This is a genomic window from Metabacillus litoralis (genome assembly GCF_020524045.1).
Taxonomy (GTDB): Bacteria; Bacillota; Bacilli; order Bacillales; family Bacillaceae; genus Metabacillus; species Metabacillus litoralis_C.
In genome coordinates, this window is sequence record NZ_JAIVKL010000004.1 from 31,207 (window position 1) to 50,500 (window position 19,294).

The 19,294-nt window shown below is 29.8% G+C and carries 17 protein-coding genes; 16 read left to right on the forward strand and 1 reads right to left on the reverse strand.

Annotated elements, in window-relative coordinates:
• The first annotated feature begins 18 nt into the window (after positions 1–18).
• From LC076_RS08015 to LC076_RS08090, 16 genes are all read left to right on the forward strand, one after another.
• Positions 19–1,173 (forward strand): glycosyltransferase family 4 protein, encoded by a 1,155-nt coding sequence (locus LC076_RS08015; protein WP_226667484.1) that lies wholly within the window; start codon positions 19–21, stop codon positions 1,171–1,173.
• The gene (locus tag LC076_RS08020; RefSeq protein WP_226667486.1) at positions 1,158–2,264 is read left to right on the forward strand and encodes a glycosyltransferase family 1 protein; all 1,107 of its coding nucleotides are present in this window, start codon (positions 1,158–1,160) and stop codon (positions 2,262–2,264) included. The genes LC076_RS08015 and LC076_RS08020 overlap by 16 nt, the downstream gene beginning before the upstream one ends.
• A gap of 5 nt (positions 2,265–2,269) precedes the next feature.
• Positions 2,270–3,160 carry a glycosyltransferase family 2 protein gene (locus tag LC076_RS08025; protein WP_226667488.1) on the forward strand — a complete coding sequence of 297 codons (891 nt, stop codon included), beginning with the start codon at positions 2,270–2,272 and terminating at the stop codon, positions 3,158–3,160.
• A gap of 21 nt (positions 3,161–3,181) precedes the next feature.
• Positions 3,182–4,252 (forward strand): EpsG family protein, encoded by a 1,071-nt coding sequence (locus tag LC076_RS08030; RefSeq protein ID WP_226667489.1) that lies wholly within the window; start codon positions 3,182–3,184, stop codon positions 4,250–4,252.
• An 11-nt stretch (positions 4,253–4,263) separates the two neighbouring features.
• Positions 4,264–4,410: a hypothetical protein gene (locus LC076_RS08035; protein ID WP_226667491.1), complete on the forward strand. Its 147-nt coding sequence runs from the start codon at positions 4,264–4,266 to the stop codon at positions 4,408–4,410.
• 13 nt (positions 4,411–4,423) lie between these two features.
• The gene (locus tag LC076_RS08040; protein WP_226667492.1) at positions 4,424–5,032 is read left to right on the forward strand and encodes a sugar transferase; all 609 of its coding nucleotides are present in this window, start codon (positions 4,424–4,426) and stop codon (positions 5,030–5,032) included.
• Entirely contained in the window at positions 5,029–5,664 is a 636-nt protein-coding gene (locus LC076_RS08045; RefSeq protein ID WP_226667493.1) for an acetyltransferase, read from the forward strand. The genes LC076_RS08040 and LC076_RS08045 overlap by 4 nt, the downstream gene beginning before the upstream one ends.
• A gap of 1 nt (position 5,665) precedes the next feature.
• A complete protein-coding gene (locus LC076_RS08050; RefSeq protein ID WP_226667496.1) occupies positions 5,666–6,835 on the forward strand; it encodes a DegT/DnrJ/EryC1/StrS family aminotransferase in 1,170 nt (389 codons plus the stop codon).
• Between the two features lie 45 nt (positions 6,836–6,880).
• Positions 6,881–7,618, forward strand: coding sequence for a glycosyltransferase family 32 protein (locus tag LC076_RS08055; RefSeq protein WP_226667497.1), 738 nt, complete (start codon positions 6,881–6,883; stop codon positions 7,616–7,618).
• Positions 7,619–7,643: 25 nt separating this feature from the next.
• A complete protein-coding gene (locus tag LC076_RS08060) occupies positions 7,644–8,279 on the forward strand; it encodes an acyltransferase (RefSeq protein WP_226667498.1) in 636 nt (211 codons plus the stop codon).
• A gap of 54 nt (positions 8,280–8,333) precedes the next feature.
• Positions 8,334–9,572, forward strand: coding sequence for a glycosyltransferase (locus LC076_RS08065; protein ID WP_226667499.1), 1,239 nt, complete (start codon positions 8,334–8,336; stop codon positions 9,570–9,572).
• Complete coding sequence (locus tag LC076_RS08070; protein ID WP_226667501.1) at positions 9,569–10,699, forward strand: polysaccharide pyruvyl transferase family protein; 1,131 nt, start codon at positions 9,569–9,571, stop codon at positions 10,697–10,699. The genes LC076_RS08065 and LC076_RS08070 overlap by 4 nt, the downstream gene beginning before the upstream one ends.
• Positions 10,696–11,874: a glycosyltransferase gene (locus tag LC076_RS08075; RefSeq protein ID WP_226667502.1), complete on the forward strand. Its 1,179-nt coding sequence runs from the start codon at positions 10,696–10,698 to the stop codon at positions 11,872–11,874. Before LC076_RS08070 ends, LC076_RS08075 begins: the two co-directional genes overlap by 4 nt.
• 74 nt (positions 11,875–11,948) lie before the next feature.
• Positions 11,949–12,944: a glycosyltransferase family 2 protein gene (locus LC076_RS08080; RefSeq protein WP_226667503.1), complete on the forward strand. Its 996-nt coding sequence runs from the start codon at positions 11,949–11,951 to the stop codon at positions 12,942–12,944.
• A gap of 92 nt (positions 12,945–13,036) precedes the next feature.
• On the forward strand, positions 13,037–14,590 hold the full coding sequence (locus LC076_RS08085; RefSeq protein ID WP_226667505.1) for a lipopolysaccharide biosynthesis protein: 1,554 nt from the start codon (positions 13,037–13,039) through the stop codon (positions 14,588–14,590).
• A 188-nt stretch (positions 14,591–14,778) separates the two neighbouring features.
• The gene (locus LC076_RS08090) at positions 14,779–15,873 is read left to right on the forward strand and encodes a polysaccharide pyruvyl transferase family protein (protein WP_226667506.1); all 1,095 of its coding nucleotides are present in this window, start codon (positions 14,779–14,781) and stop codon (positions 15,871–15,873) included.
• Positions 15,874–16,170: 297 nt separating this feature from the next.
• Here LC076_RS08090 and LC076_RS08095 read toward each other — a convergent pair whose 3' ends face one another.
• The gene (locus LC076_RS08095) at positions 16,171–18,288 is read right to left on the reverse strand and encodes a right-handed parallel beta-helix repeat-containing protein (RefSeq protein ID WP_226667507.1); all 2,118 of its coding nucleotides are present in this window, start codon (positions 18,286–18,288) and stop codon (positions 16,171–16,173) included.
• Positions 18,289–19,294 lie beyond the last annotated feature (1,006 nt).

Below are 19,294 nucleotides of genomic sequence, written 5' to 3' on the forward strand. Positions count from 1 at the left end.
AAAAAAGGATGATACAAAGTGGCAAATAAAGTATTATTTTGTGCAACTGTTGACTATCACTTTAAAGCATTTCATCTACCGATTTTAAAATGGTTTAAGGAAAAAGGCTGGGAGGTTCATATCGCGGCAAGTGGTGAGATGGATATCCCATTTGTTGATGAAAAGTTTAATATCCCGATTCAGAGGTCACCTTTCAATTATAGAAATCTAGCAGCTTATGAGGAATTAAAGTTAATTATTAACGAGAATGACTATAAAATCATACATTGTCACACTCCGATGGGTGGAGTTCTCACTAGGCTTGCAGCAAAACAAACACGAAAAAATGGCACAAAAGTGCTTTATACAGCACATGGTTTTCATTTTTGTAAGGGAGCACCTTTGATGAATTGGTTGCTTTATTATCCGATTGAGAAGGTGCTTGCTAGGTATACCGATTGTTTGATCACAATTAATGAAGAAGACTACCATCGTGCTATCACCCCTCGATTCATGGCTAAGGAAGTTGAACATGTACATGGTGTTGGGGTGGATACTGAAAGGTTTAAGCCCATAAACGAAGTAGATAAACTCAAGCGAAGAGTAACATTTGGTTACAATGAAAACGATTTTTTGCTCTTTTACGCTGCCGAATTTAATAAGAATAAAAATCAGAAGTTGTTAATAAAGTCCTTAGCGAAAATAAAGGAAACTGTTCCTAACGCAAAGTTGCTTTTAGCAGGAGAAGGTGTTCTGCAAAATTCATGTAGAAAGTTAGCTATCGAACTTGGTGTTGAAAATATGGTTGATTTTTTAGGATATCGGACTGATATAGTCGATATTCTTCCAATGTGTGATATCGCTGTGGCTTCAAGCTTACGAGAAGGACTGCCTGTTAATATTATGGAAGCTATGGCGTGTGGATTGCCTGTGGTTGCTACAAGGAATCGGGGACATAATGAGTTGATTGTTGATCAATATAATGGTTGGACTATCGATCCTGAAAAAACATATGATATGGCTGATAAAATAATACTTCTAGCAAATGAGAATCATCTTCTCACAAATTTAGGTAAGAATGGTCGAGACAGAATTGAAGAGATATATAGTTTGAAAATAATAGTAAATGAAAAAAGTCATCTATATGAGAGATTCATGGAAGAAATGGAGGGGAAAAGATGGATGGCCCAATAAGAGTATTGCATGTTGTCGTTAATATGAATCGTGGTGGAGCCGAAACGCTCATCATGAATTTATATCGCAACATTGATCGCTCGAAAATACAATTCGACTTTTTGACATGTAAAGAAGGAGTATTTGATCAGGAAATTTTAGATTTGGGCGGAAAGATCCACAAAATCCCTTACATTACTGATAGAGGACATTTTCATTACATTAAGAATTTAAACCAATTTTTCAAGGTAAATAAACATTACAAAATTGTCCATTCACACATGGATAAAATGAGTGGTTTTGTTCTTGAGGCTGCTAAGAAAGCTGGGATTCAGGTTCGTATAGCTCATAGTCATAATACACAGAGTGAAGGAGGTTTTGCTGCAAAGCTTTATAAAGAATATGCAGGCATCAATATAGGTAAATCAGCAACTCACTATTTAGCATGTTCAAATTCAGCAGCAAAATGGCTATTTAAAAGTAAAGCAAATTCCTCCAAGTTGTTGAAAAACGGGATTGATACGGAGAAATTCACATTTTCAAAGAAAATAAGAGATAAAATTCGTAATGAGCTTGGAGTAGAAGAAAGATTGGTTTTAGGAAATGTAGGACGCTTCAATCACCAAAAAAATCATTCGTTTTTAATTGATATTTTTAGTGAACTAAATATGGTGGAACCTAAAGCTTATTTAGTTTTAGTTGGGGATGGTGCTTTACGACCTGATATAGAAGAAAAAGTGAAGAGATTGGGATTAGAGGACAAAGTAAAGTTTCTTGGAGTTCGTAGTGATATCAATAGCTTGTTACAAGCTTTTGATTTTTTCGTTTTTCCATCCTTTCATGAAGGATTACCTGTAACTTTGATAGAAGCACAGGGTGCTGGGTTACCATGTTTAATTTCTGAGAACATTACGAAAGAAGTGGATATGGGAATTAATCTCGTAAAATTTTTACCGATAAATAAAAAAAATATATGGGTAGAAGAAATAGTTGGGGTTTTAAATAAGAAGGTAAGCCGCAATATTCCGCATGAAGCACTATCTCAAAAAGGATATGATATTAAAAATACTGCCAATTTTATACATGATTTTTACATGGAAAATGCGAGGTGAAATTGTTGAAGAAGTTGACTGTATTCACTCCCACCTTTAATAGAGCTTATTGTTTGCATGTTTGTTATGAAAGTTTAAAGTCTCAGACGAACAAAAAATTTATATGGTTAATAATCGATGATGGATCTACTGATAATACGGAAGAATTAGTTAAAACGTGGAAAAAGGAAGATGTTATTGAAATTTCTTATATAAAACAAGATAACCAGGGAATGCATGGTGCTCATAATACAGCATATGAACAAATTGATACAGAATTAAATGTATGTATTGATTCTGATGATTGTATGCCGTTTGATGCAGTTGAAAAGATTCTCGAATTCTGGGAAAAACATGGTAGTGATCAAGTTAGTGGGATGATTGGTCTTGATTCATTTAAGAATGGAGAAATTATTGGCACAAAAATGCCAGCATCTATAAAAAAATCTACTTTATTTGATCTTTATAATAAACATGATGTAAAGGGAGATAAGAAGCTTGTTTATAGGTCGGAGTTAACAAAAAAATACCCATACCCCATATTTGAAAATGAAAAGTATGTAGGGCTAGCATATAAATACCATAAGTTAGATGAAGAATATCCTATGCTTCTAATGAATGAAATTCTCTGTGTTGTTGAGTATTTACCAGATGGATCTTCATTGAATATGTTAAAACAATATAGAGTTAACCCAAAAGGTTTTGCTTTCTACCGTAAAGAGTTAATGAAATTACCATTTGTTGATATGAAATTCAAATATAGGCAAGCAATTCATTATGTCTCTAGTAGTCTTATATCAAAGAATAAAGATTTTATTAAAGAATCTCCTTTTAAACTGTTAACGTTTTTTGCAACGCCATTAGGGCTTATATTGTATTTCTTGATCATGTCTCGAACAAAAACGAGGTTGAATTAGTTAAATTGAAAGGGTAATTAAATGACTGTACTTTGGTATTTACTTCTAATCGTGTTTATTGTGGCTTACCTATCAAGGTATGTTCCAGCAAGTGGTGTTACTCATACTTACCTATTTATTAGACCTAATAAGTTAATGATATTTCTTGTTGTATCATGTTTAGTGCTAGTTTCTGGTTTAAGAAACACAATTGGAGATACCTATTTCTATATGCATGCATATGAAACAACTGACTTCACTTGGGAATATGCACTAGGAAATAAAGATCCAGGTTTTAGTGTTTTGCAGATGTATTTAAAGAATATATCGAACGATCCACAAATTTTCTTATTTATAACAGCGTTTGTTACAAATATATTAATAGTCATTACATTATATAAATATTCTAAAATGATTGAATTAAGCCTGTATGTATTCATAACATCTGGATTGTTTATTGTTTCAATGAACGGTGTACGGCAATTTCTTGCAGCTTCTATTATATTTTGGGCAACTAAATATTTGTTAGTTGGGAAATTTAAACATTATTTTTTAGTAGTTCTTTTCGCCTCAACGTTTCATGAAAGTGCTCTAGTCCTTTTACCAATATATTTTATTGTTCGTAGAGAAGCTTGGACGAAAACTACTTTTTTGTTATTAACTCTCGCTATATTGATTGTTTTAGGATTTGATCAATTTTCTAAACTACTGTTTTCTGTACTCGATAATTCCCAATACGGAAATTATAGTGATTTTGCCGAGGGTGGAGCAAATAAGATAAGGGTGCTTGTTGATGCCGTACCTATTGTAATAGCATATTTAGGAAGGCATAAATTAAGAGAACTTTGGCCTAAAAGTGACATCATCGTAAATATTTCAATTATAGGATTATTATTTACAATTATTGCAACACAAAATTGGATATTTGCAAGATTTAATATTTATTTTAGTCTATACAATTTAATCTTAATTTCTTGGATCATATATCTTTTTAAAGAGAATAGTAGGAAGTTTGTTTACTATGGTTTATTAGTTTGCTATTTTTTGTATTTTTATTATGAACAAGTCATATCGTTAAATTTGTATTATCGAAGTGAATATATAAATTTTTAAGAGGGTAGAAAATGAAATCTGATGAGAAGTTAACTGAGCAACATCTACAGGAAATTTTAGTGAATGTTTATAAAAAAGGACAAGAAACAGAAAATATCAGTGTTTTGGAATTAATAGAAGATATAAAACAACAATTTTTGTCATACACAACGAAGTGAGAGAGGGGAAAAAATGAAACGAATTTTTGATTTTGGTGTTTCTGTCATTATACTTATTTTACTTTCCCCACTAATGTTTGTAGTAGCTTTAATGATACGAATGAAACTAGGCTCACCAATCTTTTTCAAACAACTACGACCTGGCTTACATGGTAAGCCTTTTTATTTTTATAAATTTCGAACAATGACAGATGAAAAGAATGAAAATGGTGAGTTGTTGCCTGATGAATTTAGATTAACTTCTTTTGGAAAGTTTTTAAGAAGGACTAGTTTAGACGAGTTCCCACAGTTAATAAATGTGATCAAGGGAGATATTAGTTTAGTAGGTCCGAGGCCTTTATTAATGGACTATCTGTCACTTTACACAGCCGAACAGGCAAAGCGGCATAAAGTTAGGCCTGGAATAACTGGGTGGGCACAAATAAATGGTCGCAATAGTATTTCTTGGGAAAAGAAATTCGAATTAGATGTTTGGTATGTATCGAATAGGACTTTTATATTAGACATGAAAATTCTCTATTTAACTATATATAAGGTTATAAAATCACAAGATATAAATCAACCAGGAAATGTGACTGTCGAGAAGTTTAAAGGTTCAAACATAAGAGAGGGCCAACGATGAATATTGTCATTATAGGAACTGGTGGTCATAGTAAAGTAGTGAAAGATATTATTTTATCAAATAAGAATATACATATTGCTGGTTATTTAGATGATAAATTTGAAGATTTTTGGATTGAAGACGAACTATTATATGCTCCAATATCAGCATATAAATTTCTAATGGATAAATTTGATGAACTTAAATTTATCATAGCAATTGGCCATAATCAAATTAGGAAACAGATTGTTAATAAAATGAAACTTGAAGAGCATCATTATATGACTTTTATCCATCCTTCAGCAGTTATAAGTCCTAGTGCTAGGATTGGAAAAGGATCGGTTGTTATGGCAAATACTGTAGTAAATGCAGATGCTGTTATTGGCAACCACGTTATTGTTAATACAGGTTCAATCGTGGAACATGACAATAGAATAAATGATTTTGCTCATGTATCTCCAAATGCAACACTAGCAGGTTCTGTTTCATTAGGGGAGGGGACACATATAGGAACAGGTGCGAATCTTATTCCGAATGTAAAGGTAGGAGATTGGGCGACGATCGGAGCAGGTGCAACTGTCATTAACTCAATTCCATCCAATACAACTGCGGTTGGTATTCCAGCCAAATCAAAAATAAAGGAGGAGGTGTAATATGATGCAAAAAAGCGAACAAAAAAGAATCTTTCTTTCTGCTCCACACATGAGTGGAAATGAAATGAACTATATTCATGATGCATTTGAAACAAATTGGATTGCTCCGTTAGGACCAAATGTTGATGCATTTGAAAAAGAGATAGCCAATTATGTAGGAGTCAGTGAAGCTGTTGCCGTAAGTTCAGGTACTGCAGCAATTCATCTGGCTCTTTCTTTATTAGATGTAGAAAAGGGAGACAAAGTTTTTTGTTCTACTTTAACTTTTGTCGCGAGTGCTAATCCAATTCTTTACCAGGGAGCAGAGCCTGTTTTCATCGATTCAGAGCCTGAAACTTGGAATATGTCTCCTCAAGCTCTGGAGAAAGCTTTAAAAGATGCATGTATAAATGGAAATCTTCCTAAAGCAGTAATTGTTGTTAATTTATACGGACAAAGTGCCAAAATGGATGAAATCGTTTCTCTATGTAATCAATATAATGTTCCAGTAATTGAAGACGCAGCAGAATCTCTCGGATCGATTTATAAAGGGAAAGCTAGTGGAACATTTGGCAAGTTCGGTATTTTTTCATTTAATGGAAATAAAATTATTACAACCTCTAGTGGAGGAATGCTTGTATCAAATGATGTTGAAGCATTAAAGAAAGCAAGGTTTTTAGCAACTCAAGCGAAGGATCATGCTCTCCACTATCAACATAGTACTATTGGTTTTAATTATCGAATGAGCAATATCCTTGCTGGTATTGGTAGAGCACAATTAGAGGTATTAGATGAAAGAGTTCAGGCAAGAAGGCTACTATTTGATCGCTACAAGCAAGAGTTATGTTCTATTCCAGGACTTCATTTCATGCCAGAATTACAACATACAATATCAAATCGTTGGCTCACTGCACTAACAATTGATGAGGATGTTATAGGCACTTCCGTACACTCTATATTAAAAGCTTTATCTGAAGATAATATTGAAGCACGTCCTATTTGGAAACCACTGCATATGCAACCATTATTTGAAGGTGCTAACTATTATTCTCATAGTGAAAATATGAGTGTTTCAGAAAATTTGTTCAGTACAGGACTATGCCTTCCTTCAGGTTCAAATTTGAGGGAAGAAGATCAAATGAGAGTCATAAAATGTGTTAAGGAATTATTAAAAATGAGAGTTTCACTTTGATTCCTTTTATATAATGAACATGGTTGAAGGGAGGGTTTATAAAAAATGAATGAAAAGACGAATAAAATCCCTAAAATTATACATTATTGTTGGTTCGGTGGAAAAGAAAAGCCTGATATTGTTAAAAAATGTATAGCAAGTTGGGAAATTCAATTATCTGGTTACGAAATTAGGGAATGGAATGAACATAATTTTGATATAAATAGCAATAGCTATGTAAAAGAAGCTTATGAATTTGGCAAATTTGCTTTTGTAAGTGATTATGCAAGAGTATATGCTCTCTATCATTTTGGTGGAATATATCTAGATACTGATGTAGAAGTGTTTAAATCATTTGACGATTTATTACATCATGAGTCATTTTGGGGATTTGAGCAGGAAAACTATATTGCTACAAGTACAATAGGTGCAGCTAAAGAAAACAAACTTATTGGAAAGTTTGTCGATTCGTATAATGGAAAAAGTTTCATTAAGGAAGATGGGACTTTTGATGACCTAACAAATGTTGCAATTATTACAAGTATCCTTGAAAAAATAGGACTGATACCAAATGGAGAGTATCAAGAAATCAAGGACACTGGTGCTTTTTATCCGCAAACATACTTTTCTCCATACGACTATATAAATTGTAGGCAATTAATATCAGGGAATACCTATGCTATGCACCATTTTTATAAAAGCTGGTTACCACCTACAGCTCGAATAAAAAGTAAAATCAAAATAACTTTATCAAAAGTAATTGGTGGAGACAATATAGCTAGATTAAGGAAAACTTTAAGATAATAAATGTTTCTTAAGGAGAATTATCATGATTGGAGTTATAAAAAAAATTGTAAAAACCATCATTTCTCAAAGTCAATCTAGAGGGATATATTATGTTTTTCTTATGAATTTTTCACATTTAATAGGAATGATAAGAGGTTTATTTTATCGATTACTTTATTTGAAAAATATTAATGCTTCTATATTTTCTCTTCAATCAAACAGTAGGATAGAAGTTTTTAACAAAGATTCTAGAGTGAATATTGGGAAATTCGTATTTATTCGAAAAAATGCTAGCTTAAGAATTGATTTTAATGGTGTTCTTAAACTGGAGGACAATGTGTTCATTAATGATAACTGCAATATTAATTGTGTAAATAAGATTTTAATTGGAAAAAACACAAAAATAGCTCCAAATGTTTGTATCAATGATCATGACCATAATTATAAAAGTAAAACTGGGGATCATTTAATAAGAGGAGAAGTAACAATAGGCGAAAATGTTTGGATCGGTTCAAATGTAGTGATATTAAGGAATACAAAAATAGGTGATAATGCAGTAATAGCTGCAGGAAGTGTTGTAAAAGGGGATGTGCCTCCCAATACCCTATTTATAAATAAGAGAGATAACCGCTTCATAAATATGATAGGTGAGGAAAAGGATGTTTCTAAGGCGAACTAATTTAGGAGAATTAAATTAATATCATTTCATAGCTGACTTTTAGAGGGGAATAATATGAAAAAGGATATATTAATTTCTGTTTTTGATATGGAAATTGGGGGTATTGAAAGAAGCTTAATCAATATGCTAGAGAGCTTTGATTATGAGAATTATAATGTGGATCTATTTATTTGTGAACATAAAGGTGATCTTATGAATCAAATACCAAGTAAAGTGAATTTACTTCCACAAATAGATAAGTATTCTGTTTTTAGAAGACCAATTATTCAATGTATAAAAGAAGGCCACTATTCGACATCCTTAATAAGGTTAGTTAGTAAATGTATAGCAGGGATAAGAGCTAAATCGCAAAACTTTGAAGAAGGTTCTGGATATATTCAAATGCAACTCGTTCAAAAATATTCAACTTATTTTCTACCTAAACTGAAAAAAAAGTATGATGTTGCAATAAGTTATGCATGGCCTCACGATATTGTTGCCAATAACGTAGATGCTGAGAAAAAAATTGCTTGGATTCACACAGACTATAGTAAGTTGGAAATAGATAATAACTTGGATCAAAGTGTTTGGAAGACATATGATCATATAGTATCAATTTCAGAGGAATGTACCAAGTCATTTTTAATTAAATACCCCTCGCTAGAAGAAAAAGTAATTCTTTTGGAAAATATCACTTCACCTAGTTATATAAAGAATATGTCTCAAAATCATATACCGTATAAAGATCTAGATATTGAGAATTTTAATATTTTAACTGTGGGTAGATTGTCTTATGTTAAGGGGTTTGATATGGCGGTAAAGGCATTACGAGCACTTCATAATAAAGGTTTTAATAATATAAAGTGGTTTGTAATTGGGTACGGTGGATATGAATCGGAGTTAAAAGAGTTGATTTCTAGAAATGATCTAGAAGAAAGTTTTATTTTACTTGGAAAAAAAATAAATCCATATCCTTATATGGAAGCATGCGATTTATATGTTCAACCTTCAAGATATGAAGGAAAGGCAGTAACGGTTACCGAAGCAAAAATACTAGGAAAACCTATAATGATTACTGATTATAATACTGCACAAAGTCAAGTAGAAAATGGAATTGATGGATATATTGCTGAATTGTCTATTGATGGGATACTAGAAGGAATAAAAAAACTATACGAGAATTTTGAATTGAGGGAGGCCTTAGCTTATAAATGCAAAATGACGGATTACAGTAATAGTTATGAGTTAAAAAAGTTATATAGTTTAATTAATTCAAGTGAACTAAATGAAAACAATAAGGGCGTGAAAGCATGAAAGTCTGCACTATTACATGTCATGATGTATATAATCATGGAGCTTCGCTACAGGCTTATAGTTTAATGAAGTACTTGATGAATTGTGGTCATGAAGTTGAAATAATAGATTACAAACCAGAGTATTTAAGTAATCATTACAATCTATTAAGTATTGATAACCCTAAATGGGGAAAAAATATTTTAACTAAGTCAGTCTATTTATTATTAAAGGTCCCTGTTAAATTACCTGGATTAAAGAGAAAAAAGGCTTTCGATAAGTTTACTTCTACATATTTAAAAATAACTAACACACGTTATACTTCAAATAAAGAGATAAAGGAAGATTTGCCAACTGCAGATGCATATATATGTGGTAGTGATCAAATTTGGAATAGTTTACATAGTAATGGAAAAGATCCTGCATTTTATTTAGACTTTGTACCCCTTGAAAAAATAAAGGCATCATACGCAGCAAGTTTTGCAACAGATACAATTTCAGATGAGTACAAACCTATGGTAAAAGAAAAAATTGACAGACTAGATGGTGTAGGGGTAAGAGAAAAAAGTGGTATAGAAATATTAAAAAGTTTGAATATAACTAATGCAGTTAATGTTGTTGATCCAGTTTTTTTATTGAATAAAGAAGACTGGAATAATATATGTTCAAAGGAATTTAATGAGAAATATATATTAATATATGATTTTGATAACAGTCCCTTAATAGAGAGAATAGCTACGGAAATTAGTCAAGAAAAAGACTTTAAAATCTATACAATAAATCCAGGGAAGCTTAAATATGCAGATAAACAATTTAAGTATGAGGGACCTGAAACATTTGTCTCACTTGTTAAAAATGCACAATTTGTAATTTCTAATTCGTTCCATGCAGCAGTTTTTTCAATAATTTATGAAAAAGATTTTGTTATAGTGAATAGGGCAGAAGCCATCAATACAAGAATGAGAGATCTATTAGAAGATTTGCAACTAAATGATAGATTAGCAAAGGAAAATTATAAATTCGATAAATTGATTAAAAATATTGATTATAGAGAGCCAAAGGAAATTCTGAATAGAAAAATTGAATTCTCTAGGAATTATTTAGAAAGGATATTATCAAAGAGTAATAGATTGAGGGACATATTATGAAAAAAATCCTATTTGTTATAGACTCTTTAAATAGTGGGGGAGCTGAAAAAAGTCTTGTCTCACTGCTTTCAATAATTAACTATAAAAAGTATGAAGTTGATTTATTAATGTTTTCAATAGAAGGGCTTTATTTATCTTTATTACCAAAGGAAGTAAATGTACTAGATGTTCCAAACTTTTTTAAAAAACAAGCATCTGGAGTGAAAGGTCTATTAAAAAATGGGGATCTAAAAGAGTTGTTTATAAGAATTAAAACATCTATCTCTATTAGAAATCCCCGTTACAAGAAAATATTACATACTTCTCAAATAAATTGGAAATCAATATCAGAGAGTATTGATAAACTAGAAAAAAAATACGATGTTGCAATAGCTTATAGTCAAGGTATACCAACTTACTTTGTAGCAGAAAAAGTGAAAGCAGATAAAATATTGTGCTGGATAAATACAGACTATAAAATTGCATCTTATAATAATAAATTTGATAGAAAGTATTATGAAAAATACGACAATATAATCGCTGTATCGGACTATAATAAAAATGTTTTTGTAGATGAAATACCTAGTGTAAAAGATAAAATTAGGGTTATTTATGATATTTTATCCCCGAACTTAATAAAATCAATGGCTTCAGAAGATGGAGGATTTAAAGATAATTATTATGGTTTAAGAATATTAACTATTGGAAGACTTGTTGAAGCAAAAGGTTATGATATGGCAATTGAGGCTTGTATCAAGTTAAAAAAACATGGATACAAATTTAAATGGTATGTAATTGGTGAAGGGATTTTAGAAAATAAACTAAAAAAAATGGTTACGGAGTTCCAATTAGAAGATATATTTATCTTTTTGGGTACTTATCAAAATCCATATGTTTTTTTAAAACAGTGTGATATATATGTTCAACCATCAAGATTTGAAGGATTTGGGTTAGCGATAGCTGAGGCTAAGATATTACAAAAGCCAATAATAGCTACGAATTTTTCAGTAGTTCAAAACCAAATAAAAAACAAAAAGAATGGATTAATTGTAAATATGAATTCAGAATCTATTTTTAATGGTATTAAAGAAATAATAGATAATAATAAATTAATTAATCTTTTTTGTGAAAGATTGAGCAAAGAGGATGTAGGAACTGAAAGAGAAATTAATAAAATTTATTCAATGTTAGGTTAATATTATAAATTTGTTAATCTTTTAAAGATTTAACAAAAATTTAAATAGATTCTTTAAAGTAAGGAGAGTTAATAATGCCTAAAGTTAGTTTAATAATAGCTGCTTATAATATAGAAGATTATATTGAAAAGTGTATAGACTCTTTAACTAATCAAACCTTTTATGAAACTGAAATTATTATAGTTAATGATGGTTCTACTGATAACACCCTAAAAATAGTAGAAAACTTATCAAAGATAGATAGTAGAATAAAAATAATAAATAAAAAAAATGAAGGTGCCATTGAAGCAAGGGAATCGGGATTTAAAGTTGCGAGAGGAGAATATGTTTTATTTATTGATGGAGATGATTGGTTAGATAGGAATGCTATTAGTATATTATATAATAAAGCTAAAGAAGATAACTTTGATATAGTGTGCTATAAATTCTATAAGGCATACGATAATGGGGAAATTGTAAGACAAAATCAAAGTTATTATCAATATCAAGATGAAACAATGGTAGATAATAAGATTTTTCTTAGGTGGGTTATGACGAATGTTATACCACCTTCAATGTGGAGTAAGTTTATTAAAAAGAGTTTTATTACTGATAATAATATACCATTTCCAAGAAAAATAGCAATTGCTGAAGACTTAGCTTTTATGTGTACATTAGGTATACATTCTCCGAAGGTATACACTTTAAATGAACATTTGTATTTTTATTATCAAAGAGAAACATCTGTTACCAAGAAAGTATCATCAAAAATTTTGGATAGAATAAAAGCAACACAATACATAAAAGAACAACTTAAAAAACATAATTTATATTTAAAATATAAATCTGAATTTGAATACCTTGTGTTTATTCATAATTTTTATTGTATCATAAGTATTATTTATGGAGATAAGATATATGGTAGAAAGTTATACAAGGAATGGAAAAAAAAGGGTATAAATATTTATAATAATAAATATTATAAGAAATTAATTATTAATGAACCAATTAAAGTTAGAATAGCTACAAGGTTGTTTGAAAGGAATTATATGATAGGTAGAATATACTCTAAAATCAAAATAATGAATTGAAAGATCTTGGTAAGTAGTCTCTTTTTAAATTATAAAGGTAGTAAGCACCTGGACAATGTTAACTTAGTTAGTATCAGATTGGGAGTGTGGAGATGGGAAGGAGTCAATTAAAAGCGGGTGCTTTTTTATCGTATTTATCTTTATTTCTAGGTAACGCTATCTCAATAATTTATACACCTATTATGTTGAGATTGCTAGGACAATCCGAGTATGGACTCTTTATGTTATCTAATTCAGTTATTGGATTGTTAGGAATAATAAATTTTGGACTAGGAAGTACAGTTGTTAGATATTCTTCAAAATATAGGGCGATGAATGACAAAAAGGGAGAATATGCTTTATATGGTTTATTTTTTTTAATCTCTTCTATTGTATCGATTCTTGTTATTTTATTTGGAAGTATTCTAGTTTTTAATGTTGAAACAATTTTTTCAGGGGCGTTAACAAAGGAAGAACTTAATACTATTAAAATTTTAATGTATTTAATGGTTTTTAATTTAGCTATCACATTTTTATTTTCAATTTTTAATTCAATTATATTAGTATATGAGAAATTTATATTTCTTAAAGTAGTGGGGTTGATGCAAACAATCATTAACCCTTTATTTATGTTGCCACTATTATTAATGGGATATAAATCAATTACCATGACTATTGTAAGTACCATATTAACTATTATTACTATTAGTTTAAACGTTTTATTCTGTTTTAAATATATTAAAATAAAGGTAACATTTAATAAATTTGATTCTTCACTACTAAAAGAAATAGCTGGTTTTTCATTTTTTATATTTTTAAATATTGTAGTAGACAAGATTTATTGGAGCACCAATCAGTTTATTCTAGGTATAGTTTCTGGTACTGCAGCAGTTGCAGTTTATACAATAGGATTAACTTTTAACACTTATTTTATGTCATTTTCTACAGCAGTTTCAGGCTTGTTTTTACCTAGAATAACTGAGATGGTTACTAAAGATACATCATATAAAGTACTTTCAGATTTTTTTATTAGAGTAGGTCGTTTACAATATATAATTTTGTCATTTATATTAGGAGGATTTGTATTAATAGGTATGGATTTCATAAAAATATGGGCTGGTTCAAGATATGAAAGCTCTTATTTTATTGCACTAGTAGTAATGATTCCATTAACTGTACCACTTATTCAAACTATTGGGTTAACTATTCTACAAGCTAAAAATATGCACAAGTTTCGTTCATTAGTTTATCTAGCAATTGCAATATTAAATATAATATTTAGTATACCGCTAGCAAAACTTTGGGGAGGACTTGGTTGTGCAATGGCAATGTGTGTTTCAATGATAATTGGTCACATAATAATAATGAATATATACTATAAGAAAAAAATAAATATTGATATCTCCTCTTTTTGGAGAAATATTCTATCAATGTCTTTACCTTTAATAATCAGTTTAATATTAGGCGGGTTGATAAATATATATATTACAGAAGTAAGTATAATAACTTTATTGATCAAAGGGTTTATCTATTGTGTTATATTCATTAGCCTAATGTGGTTTACAGGAATGAATAAGAGTGAAAAAGATCTATTAATAGGATCACTTATAAATATCTTAAATAAGTTCATTAATAATAAAGTGAAAATAGTTAATAGTGAGCGTTGATGTTAATAAATCAGTTACTTAAAAAGATTTGTTATTTATATTGAATATCACTTGAATTTTTGTGAAATGTGAATAATTATTTTTATTTTAGTATTAAAAAGAGATTAATTGATTGATTTCTCTTCAATCAATTAATCAATTATAGTTACTCAGTAATAAAAATACCATTAGAAAAGTTAGGAGAAAAAATGAAGACAATTATGATTTATGCTTATACCAACTATAATTTAGGGGATGATTTGTTTATTCAAATACTTTGTAAAAAATATCCTAAAATAAAGTTTGTATTGTATACTCCAGATAAAAAATATAAGCATATTTTTAAAAATATTAATAATTTAAAATGCTTGTCTTATGATCTACTTTCAATAAGAATGATTAACTTTATTGCAAGAAAATTATTTAAAATAAATGATTTCCACCAAACTAGTTTAAAGAATAGTTGTGATGGTGCTGTTCATATTGGTGGGTCGCTTTTTATGCAACAAAAAGATTGGGAAAATTATTTTGAAAAATATACAAAATCTAAAAATATTAAAAATAAACCTTTTTTTCTTCTAGGAGCAAACTTCGGTCCATTTAATGAACAAGAATACTATGAAAGGCATAAAAAAACTTTTAAAGAATACACTGATATATGTTTTAGAGATAGTTATTCTTATAATCTGTTCAAGGAATTACCTAATGTTAGGATGGCAGATGATATAATATTTCAATTGAAAAGGCAAAAAATTCTTCAAGAAGAAAATCATATTGTTGTATCTGTAATCAAACCTTCGTTCAGAAAAAACCTTTTTGAATATGATGATGTATATTTTAATAAGATAAAAGAAATATCTGTTTATTTTATTGAACAAGGTTTTAATGTTACTTATATTTCATTTTGTGAAAATGAAGGGGATAAAGAGGCGATTAATAATATAGTAGATTTAATGCCCCGAATATATAAAGACAAGATTAAAAAGCATTTTTATTCTACAAACATAGAAGAAACACTTGATTTGATAGCGTCCTCTAAATTTGTTGTGGCAACAAGATTTCATTCAATGATTTTAGGATGGTTATATAAAAAACCTGTGTTTCCAATAGTATATAGTGAGAAAATGACAAATGTAATAGATGATGTAGGATTCAAAGGTTTATATACAAAGTTAAATAATATTTCTAATATAAATCCAGTAGATGTATATGGGTGTATTAATACCAATGCCATAGATGTGTCTAAACAAGTTAAAAATGCGGAAAAGCAATTTGAAAAGTTAGATGAATATTTATTAAAGTAAATATTAGTACTGCGACTATAATCTAAATAAATTCTCAGATTATACTTTAAATAGCCTTACGAAGTAATATTGTTCAATAAGAACATAAAAAGACATCCTTCTGTGAGAAATTAAGATATCAAATATTATTTAAAGGATGTTTGATCTGTCTTTAGAAAAACAAAAGCTGGTGAAAACTGCATTTAATGATTGGATTTTATTTGGAGATGAGTGCATATTTTTTCCTGTTAAGGATATTATCAAACCAGCGTATTGATAGGATAGAATGCAACTGGTAGTTATTTTCCTAAGAGTATATTAACTGATATCAATATCTGTTCCAAAAGCAGGCCTAGAAAGTTGAGAAGTAAATGAAGCATATTCTCTTGTTGTGATATTGTTAATTAGATTGTCTTTAATAACAGCTACTAATGGTGGTACCGGATTATTATTATTAACCCTTAAAGCACCAAATAAATCCAATCTTGCATTTGAGCCACTTTCACAGTTGAAGTAATTTTCAGTTATAAATAATTGTTTTTCAGCATAAATAGTAAAGCCTCTTAATGTAACAGTTGTTTGAGGAATGTTTATATTGTTTTTTTGAATAAAAACTTTGTCAAACAAGCTTAGTCTTAGAAATTCAGACCGATCCGGACCAGATATAGTAGCGGTTTTGTCTATAAGAACAGTATTGTTATTTATTACTGCACTTGAATTACTACCTTTACCTTCAATTTTAAAATAAACATCTCTCACATTGTTATTTGACATAGAAATTTTATTAGCTTTTGCCCAAAAACCATAATAGTTTGTTTTATCTTGTCTGCCTACAAATGTGTTATTATCAAGTACAAGTTCGTCAACTTCATATACTGATTCACCTAAACTAACATTCGTATTAAATTTATTATTTTTAAATACAAGTTTATTTTTAGACCAATCGCCTATGTGTGCTTCGCTCCTAAAGTAGTACCATTTACAATTAATGTTAAACTCACATGAGTCAAATAAAAGAGAGCCTTTTCTTAAAATCCATGACCATCCTTCATCTGGTTTGTTAAAATTAAATCTGCAATTTCTAAATTGAGATAATAAATAATTATCAGACTGTAAAATAAAGCTCATATTTTCAAAGATAGAATTTTCATAAATAGAATTTCCTGATAGATAAATTAGGGAATTAGTAAAATGATCATAACGGAAAACGACAAAAGTTCCATCTCCTCCAGCCAAAGAACTGCCACTACCTTGCGCTCCATTGTATTGATTATATTGAGAGACAAAGTTTTCACCTCTAGCTCCACCAAAACTCACTGTTCCATTAAATTTATTCATTTCAAGAAGTACATTTCTTGCACTAATTACAACAATATCTCCATTTTTATTATCGTGAAAGTGATTATTCCTTACGATAATGTTTTGATTTAAGTTATAACCATCCTCTAGATCAATACCAAAACCAGGTGCTGCACCTCCTATACCAGAAATTTCGCAATTTTCAATAGTAATAAACTGACCACCGATACCCGCTACTCCTAACGTCCTACAATCGTGTATATAGCAGTTTGATATATTAACAAATTGAGAGAATCCATCTGCTCTTATTGTAATAGTACTATCAGATATATTTTCAAATTTAGATCTAAAAGACAATTTAAATTTTGTTGCATTTATCGGGAAATAAGCTTTATAAAAGGGTTCATAGGTTCTTCGAGTAAGCTGACCTAAATATTTGTTATCCTTATCATAGAAGAAAGCCGTGATCATTTCCTTTGATAAATCAAATCCGGTACCATAACTCCCGTATCCATTACCACAAAGCATGAAATACCCTCGTTTATTTATTAAATTACTGGTTAGTGTGTAATATTTATTATTTCTAACCCAGTTTGAATTGGTAATTGGATTACCATTTTTATCAAATGTACCTGACTCTAATTCTGATCGATAGACCCAATTTATATGATCATATGTCGACCCCACAGCAATTCCATAACCTGTAGTATTTTTAATTTCTACAGTATCAATTTTTGTATTTCTACTCGCAGTAATTTTAATTCCTGTACCCCATTCGTGCGTCCCAGGCACCGTACTGTAATCATGTGTATTTTTATCTCCTTCGATAATTCCGCCAACAATACTCGCATTTACCTGGTGGTCTACTTTTATAGTTGCATATTCTTGGTAACCGTTGGATTCCTTTTTTATCAAACATCCATATAAGCTTAGTGTCATGTTACTAACCATTGTAATATGATTATCTTTATCTACTAAATATATACCATGAGGTAATTTACATTCGTTGTAATCATTATTCATAGCCCAAACAAGTGCATTATTAATACCATTAGTCGTATTCAGAGCGTCTGCCCCATCATTATTAATACCCCAACGATCAAGTTCTACAACATAGGTTGAATTAGAACTAAGCATAAGAATATTAAACCTCCTATTTTAATAATACTTTATTGTATTCTAGTGATGTAAAAAATGCTTGGACAAACAACAAATTGGTAATAATATAAATTTTCCTTAGTGAAATTCTAGTACTCAATAAATAATTAGAAAAAATTTCAGCTTTAATTACAACTAAATTCAGGGTAAAAGAAGTGTATGACCAACTAAAGTGGGTTGTCCATTCGGATATTTATTGCAATTGGACTATTGTGACCTTTTCGGCTTAATAATTATTGTATGACTTTATCTTCAATTTTCCTCAACCAGATATGCGCTGCCTTCTACAAGGAGCATTTAAATAATAGTTAATCTGTAAGGTTCATTTCGTTCTAAATGTTCGTAATCATAGATAGCCACAGTCAATCAGATCATCCACACATATATGCATTATTGTCAACCAACACTTTTGATCTTATAACTACACAAAGAGTAGTAATTGTAGATTTGTAGGAATGATTCTGTAGTTAATTTTTTCAGATAGTAATCGAAGTTCTTTCTTTTTATCTGATCTTCAATTAATTTCATAATTAATAGTCAAAGTCATTGTCCTTATGAAATTTTGTCTGTGTGGGTTCTAAAAGATCTATATCATCACTGCCTGAGAAAACAAATACTCCCCTAAATTTTTTATATGTGAAACACCCCTCGTTTTCGTACTGAAAAAGATAAAAGCTCTTTATCATAAATTACATTACTAAATTGTTGTATAAGAGGCGTCTGTGTCATCGTTCTTTTCCCCCACCATTCGAGTTCTACAAAGTAGTAATCTCTTAAATTAACCTTAGTATAATACCATCCTTTCTATATATTAAGTTGAATTTATTAGTTTATATAAGATTCTAATTATTGAAATTTGCTTGGACAGAATGGAACTTCATTGTATATTTCAACAAAAGACAAGTAAAAAACAAATGGTTGATAAATAATGGAGATGAGTGTAAAATGATAATAATTTCATTATAAAGAACAACGTCGTGCTTAA

What these genes read in the sequence shown, in the direction of transcription:
- LC076_RS08020 (WP_226667486.1), top strand. Translation starts at nt 1,158, where the DNA reads ATGGATGGCCCAATAAGAGTATTGCATGTTGTCGTTAATATGAATCGT.
- LC076_RS08030 (WP_226667489.1), top strand. Translation starts at nt 3,182, where the DNA reads ATGACTGTACTTTGGTATTTACTTCTAATCGTGTTTATTGTGGCTTAC.
- LC076_RS08035 (WP_226667491.1), top strand. Translation starts at nt 4,264, where the DNA reads ATGAAATCTGATGAGAAGTTAACTGAGCAACATCTACAGGAAATTTTA.
- LC076_RS08040 (WP_226667492.1), top strand. Translation starts at nt 4,424, where the DNA reads ATGAAACGAATTTTTGATTTTGGTGTTTCTGTCATTATACTTATTTTA.
- LC076_RS08045 (WP_226667493.1), top strand. Translation starts at nt 5,029, where the DNA reads ATGAATATTGTCATTATAGGAACTGGTGGTCATAGTAAAGTAGTGAAA.
- LC076_RS08050 (WP_226667496.1), top strand. Translation starts at nt 5,666, where the DNA reads ATGATGCAAAAAAGCGAACAAAAAAGAATCTTTCTTTCTGCTCCACAC.
- LC076_RS08055 (WP_226667497.1), top strand. Translation starts at nt 6,881, where the DNA reads ATGAATGAAAAGACGAATAAAATCCCTAAAATTATACATTATTGTTGG.
- LC076_RS08060 (WP_226667498.1), top strand. Translation starts at nt 7,644, where the DNA reads ATGATTGGAGTTATAAAAAAAATTGTAAAAACCATCATTTCTCAAAGT.
- LC076_RS08065 (WP_226667499.1), top strand. Translation starts at nt 8,334, where the DNA reads ATGAAAAAGGATATATTAATTTCTGTTTTTGATATGGAAATTGGGGGT.
- LC076_RS08070 (WP_226667501.1), top strand. Translation starts at nt 9,569, where the DNA reads ATGAAAGTCTGCACTATTACATGTCATGATGTATATAATCATGGAGCT.
- LC076_RS08075 (WP_226667502.1), top strand. Translation starts at nt 10,696, where the DNA reads ATGAAAAAAATCCTATTTGTTATAGACTCTTTAAATAGTGGGGGAGCT.
- LC076_RS08080 (WP_226667503.1), top strand. Translation starts at nt 11,949, where the DNA reads ATGCCTAAAGTTAGTTTAATAATAGCTGCTTATAATATAGAAGATTAT.
- LC076_RS08085 (WP_226667505.1), top strand. Translation starts at nt 13,037, where the DNA reads ATGGGAAGGAGTCAATTAAAAGCGGGTGCTTTTTTATCGTATTTATCT.
- LC076_RS08090 (WP_226667506.1), top strand. Translation starts at nt 14,779, where the DNA reads ATGAAGACAATTATGATTTATGCTTATACCAACTATAATTTAGGGGAT.
- LC076_RS08095 (WP_226667507.1), bottom strand. Translation starts at nt 18,288, where the DNA reads ATGCTTAGTTCTAATTCAACCTATGTTGTAGAACTTGATCGTTGGGGT.